The 22,031-nt window shown below is 34.8% G+C and carries 21 protein-coding genes; 5 read left to right on the top strand and 16 right to left on the bottom strand.

Annotated features, from left to right (window positions below; translation table 11 throughout):
* Nucleotides 1–18: 18 nt before the first annotated feature.
* The 8 genes from U9966_RS04505 to hpf all read right to left on the bottom strand — a co-directional run bounded on the left by U9966_RS04505 (nt 19) and on the right by hpf (nt 5,401).
* Complete coding sequence (locus U9966_RS04505) at nt 19–696, bottom strand: DUF2625 family protein (protein ID WP_306347296.1); 678 nt, start codon at nt 694–696, stop codon at nt 19–21.
* 61 nt (nt 697–757) lie between these two features.
* Nucleotides 758–1,813, bottom strand: a complete 1,056-nt coding sequence (locus tag U9966_RS04500) for a PDDEXK nuclease domain-containing protein (RefSeq protein WP_306347297.1) — start codon at nt 1,811–1,813, stop codon at nt 758–760.
* A gap of 25 nt (nt 1,814–1,838) precedes the next feature.
* A complete protein-coding gene (gene hscB / locus U9966_RS04495; RefSeq protein WP_306347298.1) occupies nt 1,839–2,360 on the bottom strand; it encodes a Fe-S protein assembly co-chaperone HscB in 522 nt (173 codons plus the stop codon).
* Nucleotides 2,361–2,374: 14 nt separating this feature from the next.
* On the bottom strand, nt 2,375–2,698 hold the full coding sequence (gene iscA, locus U9966_RS04490; RefSeq protein WP_211597740.1) for an iron-sulfur cluster assembly protein IscA: 324 nt from the start codon (nt 2,696–2,698) through the stop codon (nt 2,375–2,377).
* A gap of 118 nt (nt 2,699–2,816) precedes the next feature.
* Nucleotides 2,817–3,197: a Fe-S cluster assembly scaffold IscU gene (iscU, locus tag U9966_RS04485; protein ID WP_306347299.1), complete on the bottom strand. Its 381-nt coding sequence runs from the start codon at nt 3,195–3,197 to the stop codon at nt 2,817–2,819.
* Nucleotides 3,198–3,227: 30 nt separating this feature from the next.
* Nucleotides 3,228–4,442, bottom strand: coding sequence for an IscS subfamily cysteine desulfurase (locus U9966_RS04480; RefSeq protein ID WP_306347300.1), 1,215 nt, complete (start codon nt 4,440–4,442; stop codon nt 3,228–3,230).
* Nucleotides 4,443–4,490: 48 nt separating this feature from the next.
* The gene (locus U9966_RS04475) at nt 4,491–4,907 is read right to left on the bottom strand and encodes an Rrf2 family transcriptional regulator (RefSeq protein ID WP_211597737.1); all 417 of its coding nucleotides are present in this window, start codon (nt 4,905–4,907) and stop codon (nt 4,491–4,493) included.
* Between the two features lie 173 nt (nt 4,908–5,080).
* Nucleotides 5,081–5,401 (bottom strand): ribosome hibernation-promoting factor, HPF/YfiA family, encoded by a 321-nt coding sequence (hpf, locus tag U9966_RS04470; RefSeq protein ID WP_211597736.1) that lies wholly within the window; start codon nt 5,399–5,401, stop codon nt 5,081–5,083.
* 317 nt (nt 5,402–5,718) lie between these two features.
* Between hpf and glgP the strand changes: the two genes are divergently transcribed.
* The 5 genes from glgP to fbpC all read left to right on the top strand — a co-directional run bounded on the left by glgP (nt 5,719) and on the right by fbpC (nt 13,691).
* On the top strand, nt 5,719–8,118 hold the full coding sequence (gene glgP, locus U9966_RS04465; RefSeq protein WP_306347301.1) for a glycogen/starch/alpha-glucan family phosphorylase: 2,400 nt from the start codon (nt 5,719–5,721) through the stop codon (nt 8,116–8,118).
* Nucleotides 8,119–8,356: 238 nt separating this feature from the next.
* Entirely contained in the window at nt 8,357–9,394 is a 1,038-nt protein-coding gene (locus U9966_RS04460) for an ABC transporter substrate-binding protein (RefSeq protein ID WP_306347302.1), read from the top strand.
* A 15-nt stretch (nt 9,395–9,409) separates the two neighbouring features.
* A complete protein-coding gene (locus U9966_RS04455; protein ID WP_211597733.1) occupies nt 9,410–10,447 on the top strand; it encodes an ABC transporter substrate-binding protein in 1,038 nt (345 codons plus the stop codon).
* An 87-nt stretch (nt 10,448–10,534) separates the two neighbouring features.
* Nucleotides 10,535–12,616, top strand: coding sequence for an ABC transporter permease (locus U9966_RS04450; protein WP_306347303.1), 2,082 nt, complete (start codon nt 10,535–10,537; stop codon nt 12,614–12,616).
* Between the two features lie 16 nt (nt 12,617–12,632).
* Nucleotides 12,633–13,691 carry a ferric ABC transporter ATP-binding protein gene (gene fbpC, locus U9966_RS04445; RefSeq protein WP_306347304.1) on the top strand — a complete coding sequence of 353 codons (1,059 nt, stop codon included), beginning with the start codon at nt 12,633–12,635 and terminating at the stop codon, nt 13,689–13,691.
* 484 nt (nt 13,692–14,175) lie between these two features.
* Here the strand turns inward: fbpC and U9966_RS04440 are convergent, their stop codons facing one another.
* From U9966_RS04440 to U9966_RS04405, 8 genes are all read right to left on the bottom strand, one after another.
* Entirely contained in the window at nt 14,176–14,874 is a 699-nt protein-coding gene (locus tag U9966_RS04440; protein ID WP_306347305.1) for a hypothetical protein, read from the bottom strand.
* A gap of 29 nt (nt 14,875–14,903) precedes the next feature.
* Nucleotides 14,904–17,168 (bottom strand): hypothetical protein, encoded by a 2,265-nt coding sequence (locus U9966_RS04435; RefSeq protein WP_306347306.1) that lies wholly within the window; start codon nt 17,166–17,168, stop codon nt 14,904–14,906.
* A 79-nt stretch (nt 17,169–17,247) separates the two neighbouring features.
* Nucleotides 17,248–17,721, bottom strand: a complete 474-nt coding sequence (locus U9966_RS04430) for a low molecular weight protein-tyrosine-phosphatase (protein ID WP_306347307.1) — start codon at nt 17,719–17,721, stop codon at nt 17,248–17,250.
* A gap of 44 nt (nt 17,722–17,765) precedes the next feature.
* The gene (gene cysS / locus U9966_RS04425; protein ID WP_322631721.1) at nt 17,766–19,160 is read right to left on the bottom strand and encodes a cysteine--tRNA ligase; all 1,395 of its coding nucleotides are present in this window, start codon (nt 19,158–19,160) and stop codon (nt 17,766–17,768) included.
* Between the two features lie 124 nt (nt 19,161–19,284).
* Nucleotides 19,285–19,998: a tRNA pseudouridine(65) synthase TruC gene (truC, locus tag U9966_RS04420; protein WP_306347309.1), complete on the bottom strand. Its 714-nt coding sequence runs from the start codon at nt 19,996–19,998 to the stop codon at nt 19,285–19,287.
* Nucleotides 19,998–20,309, bottom strand: coding sequence for a YqcC family protein (locus U9966_RS04415; RefSeq protein WP_211597728.1), 312 nt, complete (start codon nt 20,307–20,309; stop codon nt 19,998–20,000). The genes truC and U9966_RS04415 overlap by 1 nt, the downstream gene beginning before the upstream one ends.
* 94 nt (nt 20,310–20,403) lie before the next feature.
* Nucleotides 20,404–21,357 carry a 23S rRNA pseudouridine(2605) synthase RluB gene (gene rluB, locus U9966_RS04410; protein ID WP_407675193.1) on the bottom strand — a complete coding sequence of 318 codons (954 nt, stop codon included), beginning with the start codon at nt 21,355–21,357 and terminating at the stop codon, nt 20,404–20,406.
* 51 nt (nt 21,358–21,408) lie between these two features.
* A complete protein-coding gene (locus U9966_RS04405; protein ID WP_306347310.1) occupies nt 21,409–22,029 on the bottom strand; it encodes an L-threonylcarbamoyladenylate synthase in 621 nt (206 codons plus the stop codon).
* Nucleotides 22,030–22,031: the final 2 nt, after the last annotated feature.

The raw sequence follows: 22,031 nt of genomic DNA, 5'->3' as shown, positions 1-22,031 counted from the left end.
CTTATTTCTTTTTTATTCTTAACTGACGGAATACGCCCCACCAAATTTATCGTCTGTTTTAAAAGTGGCTTGGTAATGACGTTCAATCGGCACAACCTGTGAGTGACGTTGATTATCGGTTTTAACAGATAATTCAGGCGTAAAAATTAGCACTTGATTACCACTTAACTCGCCCACTTGCTGTTGCCAATTATCCCAAAATAGCCCTTGATAAAAACTATCTAAATCCGCATTTAACGCCCAACCTAAAAATTCTGAATAGCCTAAATTTAAGTCTTTCCATTGTTCTGTTACTGGCGAAAAATAATGAATTTTGCCTAATCCACCGGCTAAACCACCAGAATTTAATGCAAAATAGCCACCAATAACATCATCAGCCACTAATAAATAACTCGGCTTTTCGCCTGATTCAGCAAAGGTTTTGCCATAGTTCCATTCCGTTAAACCACGATCCATTTTTTTTGATCCTGAACCTAACAAACGCAACCAACCATTTTTAACTAAAATGCCACCTGTTTCAAAAATAACTGCACCCAATGGTGTACCAATATTTAGTTGCAAGGTTAATAATTCTTGTGCTGCTCGCTCATCATCTTTTTCTAAAATTTCAAAACTATTTCTTGTCTGTGCAAACCACGTTTCCAAAATATCCCACGCAGGTTTTGGCACGTTAATGAGCTGTTCTAAATCTTGCATTTTAATCCCCAACTTCTAAATTAATTTTATATTTATTTTGGAGACAGGGCATACCCTGTCTCTACGGTGTTAATTCTTTCTCAATTTCTTCTATTGTTGGTAAACTATTTTTCAACTTACTTTCTAAATACTCACTGATTTCATATTCTGCGACACCTATTGGCTGATCAATTCGGTTTAAAGAATATTCAGCAACAATATTATCTTTATCCTTACAAATCAGAATACCAATGGTTTCATTATCGTAATCTGTTTTAAGTTGCTTATTAACCGCTGTAATATAAAAATTTAATTTGCCTGCAAATTCTGGCTTAAACTTCTCTGTTTTAAGCTCGACAACAACATAACAATGTAATTTTACGTGATAAAAAAGTAAACCAATATAAAAATCACTTTCTCCCACTTTTAAATGTACTTGTTTACCAATATAAGAAAAACCTGCACCAAGCTCCAATAAAAATTCAGTAATCTGGCTCGTTAAGGCATTTTCTAATTCCTTTTCATTATGATGTTCTGACAAAGTCAAAAAATCAAAATTATAAGGATCTTTCAGGGTTTGCTTGGCTAAATCCGATTGAACCTCTGGTAATCTATTATCAAAGTTAGTAATTGCTTTACCATTTCTAACATATAAATTACTTTCAATTTGATGTTCTAAAACAGCTCTGCTCCAACCATTATCAATCGTCTTTTGCACATAAAACAAGGCTTCTGCTACTGTTTGGCATTTATACATTATTCTTTGGTTATGTCCCCAAGGAATACTTTTTACCAAGTTTTTTACTTTTTCTAATTCGCTTACAGCTTGTAAGCCAATTAAATATTCACTATAAAAAGAGAACCAATAACGAATACTTCTTAAATTTTGCTCTGAAAATCCTTTCATATCAGGAAATTCTTTTTTCAAATCATTAGAAAGTTCTTTTAAAAAAGCTTCGCCCCATTTATATTCTTTCTGTTTTTTAACAATGAGTTCGCCTAACTCCCAGTACAAATGAAGTAGTTCATAATTAACACTTATTGCTGCTTTAAGTTGTGAATGTTTAATTTTATCTTTTATTTCAACAATAAAATTTTTATATTCACTATCTGCCACACTTAAAAGTTGTTTTTTCATTTCGCTACTCCCTCGCTGATTTCACTTACAACTCAAAAATAATCTCTTCTACTCGCTCGATTTCGACATTTAATTTTTTGATAAAACGTAATTTATCGCATAATGCTTTGGCGTGTTGCCATTGTTCATTTGCTAAGGTTTCTGTAAGCTGATTAAGTATTTCTTTATTTTGTTGTTCAATTTCAGCTGTGAAAGCGGTTAGATTTTCTTCATTTTTTGCAATTTCGATCTGTTCTAAGGTTTCTCGCCACTGCATTTGTTGCATTAAAAATTCGATATCATTATTGCTTTTTTGTTCGATATTCTCTGCTTTTCCTGTGGCAATTTCGATGATCGCTTCGGCACGTAAAATCGGATCTTTTAAGGTTTGCAATGCGTCATTCAGTTGTGCTGATTTTTGCATTGCTTGGCGTTGTTCCTGAGCCGTACCCGTTGCAAAATTATCTGGGTGTAATGCTTTCTGTAAGGCGAGATAATTTGCGGATAATTTTGCATTATCGATCTCAAATTTAACCGCTAGATCAAAGAGTTCAAAAGGATTATTCATTATTATTTTATCCATTACACATAAAAACTTTCGCCACAACCACATTCGTCTTTTACATTTGGGTTAGTGTATTTAAATCCTTCATTTAAGCCTTCTTTGACATAATCAAGTTCTGTGCCTTCTAAATGAATTAGGCTTTTGGGATCAACAATAATTTTGATACCGTGCTGTTCAAACACCTGATCTTCTTCATTTAATTCATCAACAAATTCCAATACATAAGCTAAACCAGAACAACCTGATGTCTTAACACCTAAACGTAAACCAATACCCTTTCCTCGTTTTTCTAAAAATAATTGAACACGGTTTGCAGCTGCTTCCGTTAATGTAATTCCCATTGTTATTCCTTAAAATTCAAATTCTTAATCAATTTTAATTACCAACAAGCGGTAAGATTTTGTTAAAAATTTGCAAAATCCTACCGCTTTATTTTTATTTTTCATAACATTATGAAAATTAACGTTTTTTCTCTTTGTAGTCAGAAATTGCTGCTTTGATCGCATCTTCTGCAAGAATTGAGCAATGCACTTTTACTGGCGGTAATTCAAGTTCTTGTGCAATATCACTGTTCTTAATAGATTGTGCTTCATCAAGGGATTTCCCTTTTACCCATTCAGTAATTAGCGAGCTTGATGCAATCGCACTGCCACAACCGTAAGTTTTGAATTTCGCATCTTCAATAATTCCATCATCGCTGACTTTAATTTGGAGTTGCATTACATCGCCACACGCAGGTGCACCCACCATTCCAGTCCCAACGTGGCTATCTTGTTTATCTAATATCCCTACGTTACGTGGGTTTTCATAATGATCGATCACTTTATCGCTATATGCCATTTTAATATCCTTTTTTATTTAAATTATTGATTAATGTGCAGACCATTCAATGGTACTTAAATCAATGCCTTCTTTGTACATATCCCAAAGTGGCGAAAGTTCACGCAATTTCACCACCGCTTTTTTAACCACTTCAATAGTATGATCTATTTCTTCTTCCGTTGTCCAACGACCCAAAGAGAAACGAATTGAGCTGTGTGCTAATTCATCATTACGCCCTAATGCACGCAATACGTAAGAAGGTTCTAAACTTGCTGATGTACAGGCTGATCCTGATGATACCGCTAAATCACGTAATGACATCATCATTGATTCGCCTTCCACAAAGTTAAAACTGATATTTAACAATGAGCCAATACCTTGTTCCATACAACCATTGATATACACTTCTTCCATATCTTTGAAACCGTCTAATAGGCGATTGCGTAATACTATCAAACGTTCCATTTCTGTTGCCATTTCTAGCTTCGCGATACGGTATGCCTCGCCCATTCCCACGATTTGGTGAACAGGTAATGTGCCTGAACGCATTCCTCTTTCGTGTCCGCCACCGTGAATTAACGCCTCTAAGCGAATACGTGGACGGCGTCCTACATATAAACCACCGATACCTTTTGGCCCGTATAATTTATGGCTTGAAAACGACATTAAATCGATATTCATCGCTTTCACATCAACAGGTAATTTACCCACACCTTGCGTACCATCAACGTGGAAAACGATTTTTTTGCTACGGCAAATTTTACCCATAGTTTCAATATCTTGAATCACACCGATTTCATTATTCACCAACATAATTGAGACTAAAATCGTGTCTTCACGAATCGCTGCTTCAAATTTTGCTAAATCAATCAAGCCGTTAGTTTCTGGCTCTAAATAGGTGATTTCAAAACCTTCACGCTCTAATTGACGACAAGTATCTAACACCGCTTTATGCTCGGTTTTACAAGTGATGATATGCTTACCTTTGGTTTGATAGAAATGTGCAGCCCCTTTAATTGCAAGGTTATCAGATTCCGTCGCACCTGAGGTAAACACGATTTCACGTGAGTCTGCACCAATTAAATCGGCAATGTGATTACGAGCAATATCAACCGCTTCTTCGGCTTCCCAACCAAATTTATGCGAGCGAGAAGCAGGGTTACCAAAGATACCATCCTTAGTCATATATTTCATCATTTCATCTGCAACACGCTGATCCATTGGTGTAGTTGCTGCATAATCCAAATAAATCGGTAATTTCATTTTTTCTCCTAATATAAAAGAGGGATAATCCACTTTTTTAATAAATTTCTAATCCTGACGAGCCAAATGCTCTGACACTAATTCTTCAATTGAGATAGTATAAAGAAAATCAGCAATCTGATCTTCCAAGCGCTCCCAAAGTGAGTGCGTTAAACATCTTGATTCATTATTGCAATTTCCATTACCTTTACATTTGGTTACATCAAGATTTTCATTTACGGCATTTACCACCATTCCAACACTAATATCTGAAACCGCTTTATCTAATTTATAGCCGCCACCCGGTCCTCTCACACTAGATACAATGCCTTCCCTACGCAACTGCCCAAAAAGTTGTTCTAAATAAGATAATGAGATCGCTTGACGCTCTGAAATATCTGCCAAACTAACAGGCTTGGATTTTCCATAAAGTGCAATATCAAGTATTGCAGTAACGGCATAACGACCTCTTGATGTTAATTTCATAAAATGCCCTAACAATTTTTCTATAATTAAGGTGTAATTTTATATACCTGACTATTTTAGTCAAGTAATTTTATATCTATTAGAATGATAGGATTTGAATTATTAACTTGAAAGGTTTAATGAACAGAAAACCCACAATGGAATTGTGGGTTAAAATTATAATACAAAAATATTTATTCTACAGCTAAATTTAAACTGCGATCTGTACGACGTGCTTCTGTTTTTGTTTTCTGTTTATTAAGTTGTACTTCTAACTTATGTTCAACCTCATTGATTGCTTTATAAAGATCTTCATTTTGAGCTTTTGCAAATAAATCCCCATTTGGTGTACCAATAGCCACCTCTACTTCATAATCTTTTGGTAATTTATGGATCATAAAATGGGGATTGATTAACTGAGTATGCCATTTTCTCAATTTTGCTAAGCGATCTTCGATATGGCTACGAATGGCTGGAGTGATATCCATTTGTTTACTTGAAATATTAATTGTCATAGTTGTTACCTCTTTAATGATGACCTTTTTAGGTCGTTTCAAGATAGTCCTAACTTAAGCCTTCTAGTTAAAAATATCAAGAGTAAAACGATAAAAAACTTTAAAAATTTGAAGTAGTTAACATTTTTGTATAATTACGTCCTATTATACTAGTTCAATTTTTTTAGCGATGAATATTATTATGAAACTTTTGAATTAGATAACTCTTAATCCCCCCTTATCATCCTTAAATAGTTTGAATAGGGGGGATTTTTATTACCTTAATATCCTAAATAATGTCATCAACTTTTTTATGATGGACTTTTTAGGAGATGATTATGTCTTTTCAGACGCAATTTAAAACATTATTTGAACAATCATTAGCACAATATTGCCAAACTCGTTATCTCACACCACAACAACTTTCAACAACACAGTGGTATCAACTTATTGCAAAGGTTAGCCAACAGGCAATTTTGCAAAAATCACAAACAAACACACCGCTTACCAATGTTCGCCACGTCAATTATTTATCAATGGAATTTCTGGTGGGTCGTTTACTGGGTAACAATTTGCAAAATCTTGAAGTTTATGATTTTATCGTTCAACAAGTAAAACAATACGGTATCGAACTCGTTGATATTTTAGAACAAGAAACCGATCCTGCCTTAGGAAATGGTGGATTAGGACGTTTAGCTGCTTGTTATTTAGATTCAATGGCGAGCCTTGCACAACCAGCAACAGGCTATGGTTTACATTATCAATATGGCTTATTCAAACAATCTTTTTCTGAGCAAGGCAAGCAAAAAGAGCAAGGTGATGCGTGGGGACGTGATTTTTATCCACAACAACAGCACCATTTAGATTTTACCCAACAAGTGGGCTTTGGTGGTAAAGTAAGCTTGATTTCGAATGATAAATATCAATGGCAACCAGAATGGGTAGTAAACGGCGAAGCCTTTGATCTACCTGTCGTAGGCTATAAAGGCATTCAACAGCCATTACGCTTATGGCAAGGATATAGCGAAAGTAGTTTTGACCTTACAAAATTTGATGCGGGAGAATATCTTTTCTCAGAAGAGAACGTGATTGATGCCTCAAAACTGACCAAAGTGTTGTACCCAAATGATAACCATCAAAATGGTAAGGCGTTACGCCTAATGCAACAATATTTCCACTGTGCTTGCTCTGTAGCAGATATTATCAAACGCCATTTAGCACAAGGGCGTAAACTGGAACAGCTTGCTGAATATGAAGTCATTCAACTGAATGATACCCACCCAGCGATCGCTATTCCTGAATTAATGCGTATATTGTTAGATGATTATGATTTTTCGTGGCAACAAGCGTGGCAAATTTGTAGTAAAACTTTTGCCTATACTAACCATACCTTGCTACCAGAAGCATTAGAGCAGTGGGATCAAAATCTCCTAGCGAATTTATTACCACGTCATTTTATCATAATTGACCGTATCAATAACGAGTTATACCAGCAAGTGAAAGCCCATTTTAGTGATGAAGAATTTTCAGATGTATGGCAACAAACCGCAGTTCTTTTTGGCTATCGTGTCAGAATGGCAAATCTTTGTGTGGTCGGATCTTTTGCAGTTAACGGTGTCGCAAAAATTCACTCAGATTTAGTGGTTAGCGATCTTTTCCCTGCTTATGCTCGTTTATTTAAAGATCGTTTTTATAATGTCACAAATGGAATTACGCCACGTCGCTGGATCCGTCAAGCCAATCCACAATTAAGTGCATTACTGGATAAACATATCAAAGGCGATTGGACGAAAGATTTATCCTTATTACAACAAATTGAAAAATTTGCAAAAAATGAAAAATTTCAGACCGCTTATACACAAATAAAACAAGCGAATAAGCAACGTTTAGCGGATAAAATCAAGCAAGAATTAGGCTTAGACGTGGATACAAATGCAATTTTTGATGTGCAAATTAAGCGTTTTCACGAATATAAACGCCAGCAACTTAATCTGTTAAATATCATTGCGACTTATCAAGAATTAAAGGCAAATCCAAATCAAGAATTCGTACCAAGAGTCTTTATTTTTGCAGGTAAAGCCGCTCCAGGTTATTTTATGGCGAAACAAATCATTCACGCTATTAACTGTGTCGCTGATGTGATCAATAACGATCCTGAAATGAAAGGTAAATTACAGGTTGTCTTCTTACCTGATTATCGAGTGAGCCTTGCGGAAATTATTATTCCTGCGGCTGATGTATCAGAACAGATTTCTCTTGCAGGAAAAGAAGCATCTGGAACAGGAAATATGAAATTAGCCTTAAATGGGGCGATCACCTTAGGTACATTAGACGGTGCCAATGTGGAAATTGCAGACTATGCAGGTAATGAAAATGTGGTTATCTTTGGGCATACGGTAGAGAGCATTAACCAAGTATTAAAAGACGGTTATGAGCCAATGGCATATTATCAAGAAGATAAAGTATTAGCTCAAGCTATAAATTCTCTTGCTAACGGCACATTCTCAAAAGGTGATACCACAACTTTTGAAGCCTTAGTGAAAGAGTTATTAACAAAAGACAGCTTCTGCACTTTGGCGGATTTTGCAAGCTATCGTCAAGCACAACAAAAAATTGCAAATTTCTATCAAAATCGTACCGCTTGGATTGAAGCAACGATTTTAAATACTGCAAGATTAGGGACTTTCAGTTCCGATCGCTCAATTACAGATTACCAAACTCAGATTTGGAAAAAATAATACCTTTCTCCTAAGAAAATACTTCTTATTCTGATTTTACTTTAAACAGTTCATCAGTTTAAGAAGTATTTTATTTTCTATAATTTTTGTGATGATAATCACATTTTTAAACAATTTCAGTTTAAATAAAAACAAAATGTGAGTAAAGTGAGCCATAGCATTTTATTTTATGTTCAATTGTTTTCGTTTTAGAAAATCAATTATCAAGTTCTTTACATATAAAAATGAGGTTCTCACAATGAAAAAATCCAAATTTCAGTTACTCAAAACTGTTTCTGCAGTAGCATTAGGTTTAGCGATTTGCAACACCGTTGCAGCTAAAGGGCGTTTAGTTATCTATTGTAGTGCAACAAATGCGATGTGTGAAAATGCAGCGAAAACATTTGGTAAAAAATATGGTGTCAAAACACAGTTTATCCGCAATGGTTCTGGTAGCACTTTTGCAAAAGTGAAAGCGGAAGCCAGTAATCCACAAGCTGATGTTTGGTATGGGGGTACTTTTGATCCTCAATCTCAAGCGGGCGAAGTCGGTTTATTAACACCTTATAAATCAAAAAATCTTGATCAAATTGTAGAGCGTTTCCGTGATCCAGGTAAGAAAAAAGGCAATTATACCTCTGCTATCTATATGGGTATTTTAGGTTTTGGTGTCAATACAGAACGTCTTGAAAAATTAGGAATTAAGCAAGTTCCACAATGTTGGAATGACTTATTAAAACCAGAATTTAAAGATGAAATTCAGGTTGCCGATCCACAAAGTTCTGGTACAGCCTATACTGCAATTGCGACTTTCGTTCAATTATGGGGTGAAGACAAAGCCTTTGATTATTTCAAAAAATTAGATCCAAATATTTCTCAATACACAAAATCAGGTGTTACGCCATCTCGTAATGCGGCACGTGGTGAAACATTAGTTGGAATTGGTTTCTTACACGATTATATGCTAGAAAAAAGTAAAGGTGCGAAGTTAAAATTAGTTGTACCTTGTGAAGGAACGGGTTATGAGTTAGGCGGTATCAGTATTCTTAAAGGTGCAAGAAACTTGGATAATGCAAAATTATTTGTTGATTGGGCGTTATCAAAAGAAGGGCAAGAATCTGCGTGGCAAAAAGGTCAATCTTTACAAATCTTAACTAACACTACCGCAAAACAACACCCTGCAGCACCAAATCCTGATGAGCTTAAATTGATCAATTATGATTTTGAAAAATATGGTTCAAAAGATGAAAGAAAACGCTTAATTAACCGCTGGGTTGATGAAGTAAAAATGAAATAGTAAGTGGAGGAAAAAATGAAGAAATTTCAAACAAAATTAACCGCAGCTGGTTTATTAATTTCAGGACTTTTAGTCACTGATATGGCGATGGCATCAGGACGATTAACCGTTTATTGCAGTGCAAGAAATACAGTGTGTGAACAACAAGTTAAAACATTCCAAGAAAAATTTGGTGTAAAAACCGCTTTTATTCGTAATAGCTCTGGAACAACACTTGCGAAACTTCAAGCAGAAAAAAACAACCCTCAAGGTGACGTTTGGTATGGAGGTACATTTGATAGCCACTCACAAGCTGCTGAAATGGGATTATTACAACAATATAAATCTAAATATTTAGATGATGTGATCCCTGAATTTAAAGACCCAGGCAAGCTAAAAGGAAATTATAGCTCTGTGGTTTATATGGGAGTATTAGGTTTTGGTGTAAATACAGAACGTTTGAAAAAACTAGGAATTAAAAAAGTGCCGAAATGCTGGAAAGACTTAACCGATCCTCGCTTAAAAGGTGAAGTACAAGTTGCGGATGCACAAAGTTCTGGTACAGCATATACCGCAGTTGCTACTTTCGTACAACTTTGGGGTGAAGACGAAGCCTTTAAATATATGAAGAAATTACATAAAAACATTTCTCAATATACCAAATCAGGTACAGCACCATCAAAAAATATTGCTCGTAATGAAACCACCATTGGTATCGGTTTCTTACAAAACTACTCTTTTGAACGTGAAAAAGGTGCTCCTCTTGATGTCATCGTACCTTGTGAAGGAACGGGTTATGAATTGGGTGGCGTAAGCTTAATCAAAAATGCACGTAATGAGAAAAATGCGAAACTATTTATTGATTGGGTAATGTCAAAAGAATCACAAGAATCTTTATGGAGAGATACTGCAGATCATCACATTTTAACTAATGTGAAAGCAGAAGCTTCACCATTTGCATTAAAACCAAGTGAACTGAATTTAATTAATTATGATTTCAGCAAATATGGTTCTAAAGATCTTCGTGGTCGTTTAATTGATAAATGGTTAAATGAAGTAAAACTTGCTAAATAATAGCATTCATCTCGCCACTGTATTGTTACTTTAAGTGAATGAAATATGGTGGCGAAAATCCATTATTTATAATAAAAAAACAACATTATGAAAAAACAAACAACTTTATCATCAATAACAAGCAATAGCTTTTTTTGGATAGCTTTTGCTTTGGTTGCCTTTGTTTTCTTACCGACTTTTGCCTTATATTACGGCTTTACAGAATCTACTCAAGAAGAAGTATTTGAAGCAATGGGATGGTATGGTGAAAATGGTGGCATTGGATTTAATATTAGCTGGCTATGGTTTACTTCACTTTTTTCTGTGCCTTTAATTTCTCATTATCTTAAGCCGAAAGGTAAAGAAGCACAAGGAATGGGAGAATTATTTGCAATTGTTGGAGTATTTGCCTTTGTATTTATTTCAGCCATTATTGCAAAAATTAGCTTAGGATTTTCTATTTTAGTGCTGGTTTTAGTACTTATTGCTTTAGCAACTAACGCACTAGCAAAATTATCGGTTTTACAAGGTGATAAATTTATTATTGCTTCACTGTTAAGTATTGCTTTAATTATCTTTTTCTTTATTGTCTATCCGATAATTTCTATTTTTATCTCAATGTTCTATGATGGTACCGAGTTCGTACCCAGCCAAGTCATAGATACGATAAAACAACCTTATATTTTACGTATCATTACAAACTCATTAAGTGTTGCAGCGACAATCGGAGTATTAGCCACTTTCTTCGGCTTACTCTTTGCGTTATATACTACTCGTATTGCAAAACGTACTGCCTTTATCGGTAAACTCTTTTCTATTTTGCCTATCGTTACCCCACCTTTTGTGGTGGCATTAGGGATTACCTTAATGCTTGGACGTTCAGGGTATGTTACTGAGTTTTTAGTCGAATATTTTGGTTTTAGCAGTAACTGGTTATATGGTTTTGCAGGAATTGTGATTGCTCATACACTTGCACTAACGCCATTATCCTTTATGATTTTAGAAGGGGCATTAAAATCAATTCACCCTTCAATTGAAGAAGCTTCTTATACAATGCGAGCTAATCGCTATAAAACTTTCTTCAATATCATTTTCCCACTATTAAAACCAGCATTAGCAAACTCTTTCTTAGTGGTTGCAATTCAATCGTTAGCAGATTTTAGTACCCCATTAGTGTTAGGGGGAAGCTTTGATGTAATTTCATCACAAATTTATTTCTATATTGCAGGTTCGCAGTTAGATTATGCTTCAGCAAGTACTTTAGGGACATTATTGTTAATTTTCTCTTTAGGTATTTTTGTTATTCAATATATATGGATCGGTAACCGCTCTTATGTAACAGTTTCAGGAAAATCTTATCGTGGCGAAGTACAAGATTTACCAAAAGCAATGAAATCTATGATTGTGTTTTTCTTAGGTTTTTGGACGCTTTTCAATGCAGTACTATACGGTAGTATTTTCTACGGAAGTTTCACTGTGAACTGGGGTGTTGACTATTCTTTAACACTTAAAAACTATGAATTATTATTTGGTAATGGCTTTGATAGTGGTGCATGGCCATCTTTAATTCAAACGTTCTTATTTGCAATTACTGCTGCACCTATTACCTCAATATTAGGATTACTACTTGCCTATATTACTGTGCGGCGAGAATTTAAAGGGAAGAAAACCTTAGAATTTTTAACCTTACTCTGTTTTGCCGTACCAGGTACGGTAGCTGGGGTGGCATATATCCTTGCCTTTAATAATGCACCAATTTATATTACGGGAACAGGAATAATCATTATTTTATCAATGGTCACTCGTAATATGCCAATCGGTATGCGTGCAGCGATTGCAGGGTTAGGACAACTCGATCAATCTCTAGATGAAGCGTCACTTTCACTAAAAGGTAGCTCATTTAAAACACTGCTCTATGTGGTATTACCACTCTTAAAACCTGCGTTACTGTCGTCATTAGTCACCAGCTTTGTGCGTGCAATGACCACCGTATCCGCAATTATTTTCTTAGTAACCGCAGATACTCGTGTGGCAACCTCTTATATTCTAAACCGTGTAGAAGACGGCGAATATGGTATTGCAATTGCCTATGGTTCAGTGTTAATTGTTGTGATGATGTCAATTATCTTATTCTTTGATTGGATTGTGGGCGATACTCGAATTGCCAAATCTAAGGCGAAAAAACAATAATATTTAGGAATAAATTATGAATAAAACAAATGATAAACAATTTTTAGTATTAAAAAATGTTACCAAAGCCTTTGGTAAAGCGGTGGTTATTGATGATCTAAATTTAGAAATTGAGCGTGGAACAATGACAACTTTACTCGGTCCATCTGGCTGTGGTAAGACAACAATTTTGCGTTTAGTTGCGGGATTAGAAACACCAACCTCTGGACAAATTTTTATTGATGGCGAAGACGTAACAAAAAGTTCTATCCAAACCCGTGATATTTGTATCGTATTCCAATCTTATGCACTTTTCCCACATATGTCTATTGCAGATAATGTGGGATATGGCTTAAAAATGCTGAATGTTCCACAAGAAGAGCGTAAGCAACGTATTGAAGAAGCATTGGAATTAGTTGATTTGGCAGGATTTGGTGATCGTTATGTAGATCAAATCTCTGGTGGACAACAACAACGAGTCGCTTTAGCTCGTGCTTTAATCCTTAAGCCAAAAGTCTTGTTATTTGATGAACCACTAAGTAACCTTGATGCAAACTTACGCCGTAGTATGCGTGAAAGTATCCGTGAATTACAACAACGTTTAGGCATCACCTCACTATACGTTACCCACGATCAAACAGAAGCCTTTGCGGTATCAGATCAAGTTATCGTTATGCACAAAGGTAAAATAATGCAAAAAGGTACTGCTAAAGAGCTGTATTTACGTCCTAATTCATTATTCCTCGCAAACTTTATGGGCGAATCTAGTATGTTTAAAGCCCATTTAAACGGCAATGTGGTCTCTGTAAATGGTTATGATATTACCTTAGATGACGCTACTCAATTTAACGTGCCAGATGGCGAATGTTTAGTTTGTGTTCGTCCAGAAGCAGTATCTTTAAAAGCGGAAGGTACAGAAGCACAAAAATGCCAAATTAAAACTGCAATTTATATGGGAAATCACTGGGAAGTTGTCGCACTTTGGCACGGTGAAGAACTGCTTATTAATTTAAGTCCAGAAGATTTTGAAGATAGTATCACTGAAATATATTTACACTTCTCTGATACAGGTTTGTGTTTATTACCAAGAGAATAAAATCTAACTTAGATTTGTAAATCCCCTCTCCTAACTTCCTTTAATAAATGGAGAGAGGGATTTACAAAAACAACACTATTTCAAACAGTGTTAATGTCATCAAATCATAAATATTCTTGCAAATTTAACTCACTAACTGACCGCTTGTTTGTTTTGATTTTGGATATCTTACTGGGAAAATATAACTTATCAAGACCATTAAAAAGACCAGTAAAATCAATATATCACCACATAAAACCGCCAAAGATATACGGCTTTGTATTTCATTTGGTTCAATAAGATTAATCTTTAATGTCCCCTTTGCTGTTGAAGAAACACTACTGACGACACCTGAAATATTGCCTTTGGCAGATTGTGTTTTTTGGATATTTTCAAAAACACTTTTATAAAAATTATGTGGTACAATTTTATCTAAAATATCTCAGAAAGAGCATAACATCCTGTAACACAGAATGTTGAACTGCCTCTGTAATATTATTTCTATTTATAAATCACCATTATATCTAAGCCTTAATGTATTTATTGCTCTATTTTTAATAGCTTCTTTATGAAAATCTCTTGCTATTCTACAATATGTTGTTTTATCTTTAAGGACATAAGTTGGATCAACCCAAGCTTTAAGGTCATTGCCATAAATAGATACTAACTTCTCAAATATAACTTCTAATTCATCTTTTACTTGTAATTCCGTTGGCAGAGCCATATCTTTATTATAAGTAACTACGACCTCATTCATTAATTGAAATAATTCATCTTCTTTTAAGATTTTTTCATTTACTCCATTTAATGCTTTCAAACAAGCCTCTTCACTTTTTGATTGTGCCAAATCAAATGTTTGAACAGATAAATTAGCAATCTTTATAATTGTTTCATCTGATGATTTAGGGTACTGTTTTACTATCAAATTACTTAAACGCCCCACTAGTTCATCACTATTTTCAATAGACATTTTTTTATTACCAAAAGCATTACATACTTTGTTATATTCTTCTGGTGAATATTTTTTTAGATTAGTAAATACCTTGGGCATTTTATTAGCATTTTCTTCAAAAAAAGTACAATTAACATACTTAGGTAGATCATTTTTAGGAAAAATGAGATGGATAACCTTAGACCCTATAAAATGAGTAAAAAAAACAGTAAAACCAAAAATTACTATATTCCTAAATAATTTTTTATTCATTATAATTTTTCCTTATAATTTTTGAAAATTTAACTCACTAACTGACCGCTTGTTTGTTTTGATCTTGAGCGTGGATAAAAACTTGGTAATAAATACCCAATGAATGTTATTAAGAAAACCAGTAAACTTAAAAGCCCACTAAGAATAATCGCAAAACCTTGACGTTGTAGATAAGGGTATTTTCTATCAGCAATAAAATTAATCACTAATGTATCCTTTTCTTTAGCAATATTCGTTACTACACCTTTAAAGCTTTGAGGTTGCTTTTGGATTTTTGCGATTTCATCACTAATTGTCCAATGTTGCAAACCGTGATAATCAGAGACAAAGCCAGAAGTATAATCAGATGCAAAGGATTGTTTACTGCCTGTTAAAATAACGCCACCACGATTTTTACCTAAATCAAATTTACCATTTTCTTTAATTTGCTCGATATTTTTCTTTGCCCAATATGCAATCTCATATTTAAAGCGGTCAATGGTTCTTGGCATTATTAAAAGATGATCTTGTTGCAATAATTTTTTAAATTCTTCAACAGGAATGGTATTTCCTTGATAGGTTTTATAAAGCCCTGCTAAATAGTTATTTGACGGATTAGAAAATTTCTTTGCTAATTCTTCATATAATTTATCACAAGATTTTGGCAGGGTATCAATACACGCCTGATCCAATAATTTCACTAAACGCTTAGGATTTTTAATCACTGCTACACTTTTATCCTTATTAAAATATTTTCTAAGAAGCTCACTATTTAGCTTTCTTGAATAATCTTCAACACCTGCATACTTTTTCTCAAAATATTCCACAATTTCTTCTGCCACTTGTGCTTCTTTCTGTTTATCATTCGGATAAGTAATTGGGTGTTTTTTGTAATAATCAGGTAAGTAATAAAAGCCCCATACAGCGTGATTTAACATATCAAATTCAGGAATTTGCTCAAATTTATGATTATTTGCCTTAATTAAAACGTCTAAAATTTCAGGCACGACAGGACGAATATATTTTTGAGTAGGATTAAGATGAATTTTATTTTCAACAATATGAAATCTCTTTTTCTTATATAGATTTTGTTCAGATCTTAGAACGACATCCAGATTATCAATATTATACAGTGAAAGCTTATCACCAAATTTTGGAGGTTGAGCAATAAGTTCATCAACACTTTGATAAGTTTTGGTTTCACTATCAAGCAAAGGAACAACCAAAGGTTTGGTGATTTCATTATTTAATAAATAGCTTCTTGCATAAGCCAAATTTTCTAACAAAGTATAATCAGAATTAAAAAATCCAATTGAACCACTCAATGCTATTAGAGTAAATACAATTAAACATTTATGTGGGCGGGGTATTTTATTTTTATAAATATTATCAATGGATTTATCATCTGAAAGTGAAATTAGCTCGTATGGTTGCCCTTTTTTTGTAGGCATTAACTCAACGATTGCCAAATTTTCTGGATAATAAGTATTTTGAGCCAATTCAAGTAATTTTTTATCTTTTACAATATAAGGATGATTTAAACCAATAAAAGCGACTTCCTTTACAATATTGATATTCTGTAATGCGTTTGCAGATACTATTTGTAATGTTCCTTTGACCTTTTCTATATTTTTAAGTGATGAAATTTTAAATTTACGTTTAATAATTGCAAACAGCATTAATACTAGCATTACGCCACTCAAAATCATTGTGCTGTTAAACCACAGTAAATCTTCCATATTACTGGCACATAAAAGAGCAATTAATGTCAGTAAAAAGGCAATCGCTCCTAAAACGTACACTTCTTTGCTTTGTCTTACTTTATATTCTGTTGCGGTTTCATAACGTGTCGAAAGTATTTGTTCATCAGGTTGTGGTTTCCAACGATATATACTATTTGACAACAAATCTTCACCATTAATAGCAATGGCGACCGCAACAATACCCACTCCAAACTTAGCCACAACATACTCAATTGTATTGGAATTGCCACAGAATAAATTTAACGGTTCAGGAATGGAAATATCAATGCCATTTGCACGCATTTTAAAAATTTCTGTGCCACGATAACGATAGCCATCAGCGGTAATTATTGCATTATCTAGCTGATAGACCTCATCAGAAACCAAAGACAAATTAAGGACTCTTAAATGCGGAGCAAGATACTTTTTCTCTTGTGGGGAAATCGTACGAATGGCACTTTCAGGGTGTTTGAGTTTATGACGACTTTTTATATCTCGACCTAAATGCTTAACACCAATATATAAAGCATACAAAGCCAATAATAACGTAACAATAAATATAATATTTTGCATTTTAATTCCTTAGTTATCTGCTGAGGATATCAGTTTCAGTTATTTTTATAAAATAGTTAACAATCCACCCTATTTTGTGCTAAATATAATTACCTCTTACTCTCTGCAACAAAACTTCACAACATTGAGCCAATAATTGATAAGTTTCATCAAAATTCCCTGTGTACCACGGATCAGGAATATGATCGTAAGCTAAATCAGGGCAAAGCGAAGTAACATTAAATAACTTATCTCTATTTTTACCAAATAATCGCTCTAAATCTTTAAGATTTTGGTTATCCATTGCAACAATATAATCAAATTTTTCCCAATCTTGTTTTTGTACTTTACGGCTTACAAAACCAGAGTTATCAATTTGATGTTTAGCGAGTTGCTTTTTTGTTTCTTTGTGCATATCTTCGCCATCGTGCCAGCCTGATGTCCCCGCACTATCCGTAGATATACAATTTTCAAGATGAGCCTGTTTAATTTTGTGTCGCATAATATATTCCGCCATTGGCGAGCGACAGATATTACCCAAGCAGACAAATAAAATATTGGTTTGTGGTTTCATTTGATGTCCCCTAAATTTGCAAATTTATAATCAAATATAACCGCTTATGCTTTACGCCACGTTGTCCCGTTTGCACCGTCTTCTAACACAATACCCATTGCCGTTAATTTATCACGGGCTTCATCGGCTTTTGCCCAGTCTTTATTCGCTCGTGCGTCATTACGTTGTTTAATTAAGGCTTCGATTTCCGCCACTTCATCATCGTTGCTATCGCCTTGTAAGAAGGTTTCAGGATCTTGTTCTAATAGCCCAAGTACGCCTGCTAACTCTTTTAATCTAACCGCTAAATAATTCGCTTGTTGTGGATTTTCTTTTTTCAATTTATTCAATTCACGAGCCATTTCAAACAACACCGCTAATGCTGCTGGTGTATTGAAATCATCATCCATTGCGGTTTTGAAATTTGCAATATAATGATCAAATATAACCGCTTGTTCTTCTGATAAAGAAACAGCAAGATCACAACCACGCAATGCGGTGTATAAACGCTCTAAGGCGGTGCGAGCTAAATCTAGGTTTTCTACACTGTAATCAAGTAAGCTACGATAATGAGCGGTAAGGAAGAAATAGCGTAAACTTTCCGCATCATAGCGTTCTAACATTGTGCGAATGGTAAAGAAATTCCCCAGTGATTTTGACATTTTTTCTTTATCAATGGTGAGCATTCCTGTGTGTAACCAATAGTTCACATAATCGCCACCGTTCGCACAGCAAGATTGAGCAATTTCATTTTCGTGGTGTGGGAACATTAAATCGGCACCGCCACCGTGAATATCAAAATGCTCGCCAAGTTCCTTGCTGTTCATTGCCGAACATTCAATATGCCAACCTGGACGACCTTTACCCCACGGAGAATCCCAGCTCGGTTCATTTTCCTTAGACATTTTCCAAAGCACGAAATCCATTGGGTTGCGTTTGATACTTTTGATTTCAACTCTTGTACCTGCTTGTAATTGCTCTAAATCTTGGCGAGATAATGCCCCGTAATTTTTAAAACTTGGTACGCTAAACATCACATCGCCATCTTCTGACACATAAGCGTGTCCTTTGGCGATTAAGCGTTCCACCATTGCGATAATTTCAGCAATATGTTGCGTGGCGCGTGGTTCAACATCAGGGCGTAAAATATTTAATGCATCAAAATCTTTGTGCATTTCTACGACCATTCTTTCCACTAATTCATCACAGGTTTCGTTATTTTCAAGGGAACGTTTGATGATTTTATCGTCCACATCGGTAATGTTACGCACATATTTCACATCATAGCCTAAATAACGTAAATAACGCACCGCCACATCAAAAGAAACAAAGGTTATACCGTGTCCAAAATGACAAAGATCATAAACCGTTACACCGCAGACATAAATGCCAATTTTATTTGGGTTGATAGGTTTAAATTCTTCTTTTTCACGTTTTAAAGTGTTGTAAATTTTGAGCATAGTATCCTCTTGCTGGTTAGATAAATTATTAAAATAAGATTTGGTACTAAGTATAACAAAATAAGCGGTAACATTTTGAGGATTTTTTGCAAATTTTATCACCCTTCATTTAAATTCTGGTTATTTACGTCCACCCAAAAAACTCAAATGCGTTTTGCCACTGTTGATCAAGCGGGGCGATAATTTCAATTTTTTGCAACGTTTTAGGGTGTACAAAACTTAAAGAATGAGAATGTAGGAAAAGACGATGACAGCCACTGTTTTCTGAAAATGCCCTATTTTGATGTAGGTCACCATAACAGGTATCCCCAATAATAGGATGAAATAAATGTTTTAAATGACGTCTTAATTGATGTTTTCGCCCTGTTTTTGGAAATAATTTAACAAGAGAATAACGAGCGGTTTGATGCTTGCCCGCAGGATAAGGCATTTCAACTTGTTTTAAACTTTGATAGTCCGTTATCGCTTCTTGTGGCTCTTTAGGTTGTGAAAATTTATCTGCAATTTTATCTAATTGTACTTTAAGAGGATAATCAATTCTTCCTTCATCGTGAAGATAACCTCGTACCAGTGCCAAATAACTTTTTTGAACTTGATGTTGTTGAAATTGTTCACTTATTAAACGAGCCATTTCACTGTTTAATGCAAAAAGTAATACGCCAGATGTTGGACGATCTAAGCGATGAATAGGAAATACGTGTTGTCCGATTTGATCTCGTAAGGTTTGCATTGCAAACACCGTCTCGTGTTTATCTAACCAACTACGATGCACTAACATTCCTGCTGGTTTATTGATTGCGACAAGATCATTATCTTGATATAAAATATCTAATTCCATTAACGACTTAATTTCTTTTCAATATGTTGAATTGGCTCACATAGTTGAGTTAAATATTTTTCATTTTTCAATGCTTCTTCTAAGTAAGGAGTAATTGAAAAATTAACAGGTAATTCTGCATTTGCATCAAGTAACGCATTCATTCTTGGAATAAAGATCCATTGTAACCACTGTGTTGCAGACAATGTTCCAATACAAAAAGGTTGATCGTTCGCTAAATCTTGTGGAGAAGGACTGATGCTTTCCCATAGATGATGTAATTGCATCGCAATTTGTAGTTCATTCAAATGTTGGCGAATTTGTGTTTTCATCTTTTTTACCTAATAAAACAAAAAAACAAGCGGTAACATTATTTCAAAAATTTGCAAATTCTTTGAAGTAAGTGACCGCTTATTTATAACTTAATTATTTTCTATATTTTTGATGCTGTTTCACTGATTTTCTAATTTGGCGAATATTCGTTCTACGACGATTTTTAGTCACATCTATTTTTGATTCTGTTTCAGGAGGTAAGCCTACTAACTCACGTAAATAATTGACTTTTTGTAAATCCATTTCCTCCCAACCGCCACGAGGTAAGCCCTTTTGTAATTTAATATTACCATAACGAATACGGATCAAACGGCTCACCTGAACCTCTTGAGATTCCCATAAACGACGAACTTCTCTATTTCGCCCTTCCGTTAGTGTCACATCAAACCATTGGTTGATACCTGCACCGCCTGTTGCTTTGATTTGTTTAAAGTTTGCCATTCCATCTTCAAGTTGAACGCCTTTACGTAAACGTTGTAACATTGCGTCATCCACATTTCCAAACACACGTACTGAGTACTCACGTTCCACTTCTTGGCTTGGATGCATTAAACGATTAGCTAATTCACCGTCGGTAGTAAAGAGTAATAATCCTGAAGTATTAATATCTAAACGCCCAACCGCAATCCATCTTGAACCTGTTAAACGAGGCAAACGATCAAAAACCGTCGCACGACCTTCTGGATCAGATCGAGTACAAAGTTCTCCCTCTGGTTTGTAATACATTAAAACACGGCAAACCTCTTTCTCGGTATTTTTTAAGTAAACAATGTGACCATCCATACGGATTTTTGTACCATTACTTAATTGAACTCGATCGCCTAATTGTGCAATTTTTCCATCGACACTAACTCGCCCCTGCTCAATCACTTTTTCTAATTCACGACGAGAACCCTTACCTGCTCTCGCTAAGATTTTTTGCAGTTTCTCTCCCTCTGCTGCCTTTTCTTTAGTCTTCTTCTCTAATGGCACTTCTACTTTTTTCACTGCTGTTTTTGGTGCAGATCTAAGCGGTCGGTTTGTGGTCTTTTTTTGCAAATTTTTCATTTGTCTTTCCTTTTGGTTGTCGCTTTCACAAGCGTCGGTTATTAATTATTTTTATGCTAAGAAAGGCGTTAAATCGCCCATTCCTTCACGAATAATCATTGGTGTATCGTCTGTTAAATCAATCACTGTCGTGGGGGTTTGTCCTAAATACCCTCCGTGAATAATCAATTCTACTCGACGTTCTAAATAATTTCTGATTTCATCAGGATCAGATTGGGTAATCTCTTCATCTGGTAACATTAGTGAACAAGATAAAATCGGCTCACCCAAGGTTTGTAATAAAGCCAATGCAATATTATTTTTAGGCACTCGAATACCTATAGTTTTACGCTTCGTCCATAAACGACGTGGTACTTCTTTGGTCGCAGGAAGAATAAAAGTGTAGGGATTTGGCACGTTATTTTTAATTAAACGATAGGAAACATTGGTCACTAACGCATAATTTGATAGCTCTGATAAATCACTGCAAACCAATGTAAAATTATGATTTTGAGGTAATTTACGAATTTCTACAATTTTATCTATCGCTCGTTTCTCTCCGATACCACAACCTAATGCATAGCCTGAATCTGTTGGATATACAATTACTCCACCTTGCTTAATAATTTCCACTGCCTGATTAATCAAACGTTGTTGTGGATTATCTGGATGGATATAAAAAAATTGACTCATTG

The organism is Pasteurella atlantica, assembly GCF_963693435.1.
Lineage (GTDB): Bacteria > Pseudomonadota > Gammaproteobacteria > Enterobacterales > Pasteurellaceae > Phocoenobacter > Phocoenobacter atlanticus.
Note: the sequence above shows the minus strand (reverse complement) of the source record. Positions and strands in the feature narration are given on the sequence as shown.

Excerpts from the sequence above, each read along its gene's own strand:
- U9966_RS04480 (WP_306347300.1), bottom strand. The coding sequence starts at position 4,442 with ATGAAATTACCGATTTATTTGGATTATGCAGCAACTACACCAATGGAT.
- iscA (WP_211597740.1), bottom strand. The coding sequence starts at position 2,698 with ATGGGAATTACATTAACGGAAGCAGCTGCAAACCGTGTTCAATTATTT.
- U9966_RS04430 (WP_306347307.1), bottom strand. The coding sequence starts at position 17,721 with ATGAAACCACAAACCAATATTTTATTTGTCTGCTTGGGTAATATCTGT.
- U9966_RS04500 (WP_306347297.1), bottom strand. The coding sequence starts at position 1,813 with ATGAAAAAACAACTTTTAAGTGTGGCAGATAGTGAATATAAAAATTTT.
- U9966_RS04505 (WP_306347296.1), bottom strand. The coding sequence starts at position 696 with ATGCAAGATTTAGAACAGCTCATTAACGTGCCAAAACCTGCGTGGGAT.
- hscB (WP_306347298.1), bottom strand. The coding sequence starts at position 2,360 with ATGAATAATCCTTTTGAACTCTTTGATCTAGCGGTTAAATTTGAGATC.
- U9966_RS04450 (WP_306347303.1), top strand. The coding sequence starts at position 10,535 with ATGAAAAAACAAACAACTTTATCATCAATAACAAGCAATAGCTTTTTT.
- U9966_RS04460 (WP_306347302.1), top strand. The coding sequence starts at position 8,357 with ATGAAAAAATCCAAATTTCAGTTACTCAAAACTGTTTCTGCAGTAGCA.
- U9966_RS04475 (WP_211597737.1), bottom strand. The coding sequence starts at position 4,907 with ATGAAATTAACATCAAGAGGTCGTTATGCCGTTACTGCAATACTTGAT.
- hpf (WP_211597736.1), bottom strand. The coding sequence starts at position 5,401 with ATGACAATTAATATTTCAAGTAAACAAATGGATATCACTCCAGCCATT.
- glgP (WP_306347301.1), top strand. The coding sequence starts at position 5,719 with ATGTCTTTTCAGACGCAATTTAAAACATTATTTGAACAATCATTAGCA.
- rluB (WP_407675193.1), bottom strand. The coding sequence starts at position 21,357 with ATGAAAAATTTGCAAAAAAAGACCACAAACCGACCGCTTAGATCTGCA.
- U9966_RS04405 (WP_306347310.1), bottom strand. The coding sequence starts at position 22,029 with ATGAGTCAATTTTTTTATATCCATCCAGATAATCCACAACAACGTTTG.
- U9966_RS04435 (WP_306347306.1), bottom strand. The coding sequence starts at position 17,168 with ATGCAAAATATTATATTTATTGTTACGTTATTATTGGCTTTGTATGCT.
- fbpC (WP_306347304.1), top strand. The coding sequence starts at position 12,633 with ATGAATAAAACAAATGATAAACAATTTTTAGTATTAAAAAATGTTACC.
- U9966_RS04455 (WP_211597733.1), top strand. The coding sequence starts at position 9,410 with ATGAAGAAATTTCAAACAAAATTAACCGCAGCTGGTTTATTAATTTCA.
- U9966_RS04415 (WP_211597728.1), bottom strand. The coding sequence starts at position 20,309 with ATGAAAACACAAATTCGCCAACATTTGAATGAACTACAAATTGCGATG.
- iscU (WP_306347299.1), bottom strand. The coding sequence starts at position 3,197 with ATGGCATATAGCGATAAAGTGATCGATCATTATGAAAACCCACGTAAC.
- truC (WP_306347309.1), bottom strand. The coding sequence starts at position 19,998 with ATGGAATTAGATATTTTATATCAAGATAATGATCTTGTCGCAATCAAT.
- cysS (WP_322631721.1), bottom strand. The coding sequence starts at position 19,160 with ATGCTCAAAATTTACAACACTTTAAAACGTGAAAAAGAAGAATTTAAA.
- U9966_RS04440 (WP_306347305.1), bottom strand. The coding sequence starts at position 14,874 with ATGAATAAAAAATTATTTAGGAATATAGTAATTTTTGGTTTTACTGTT.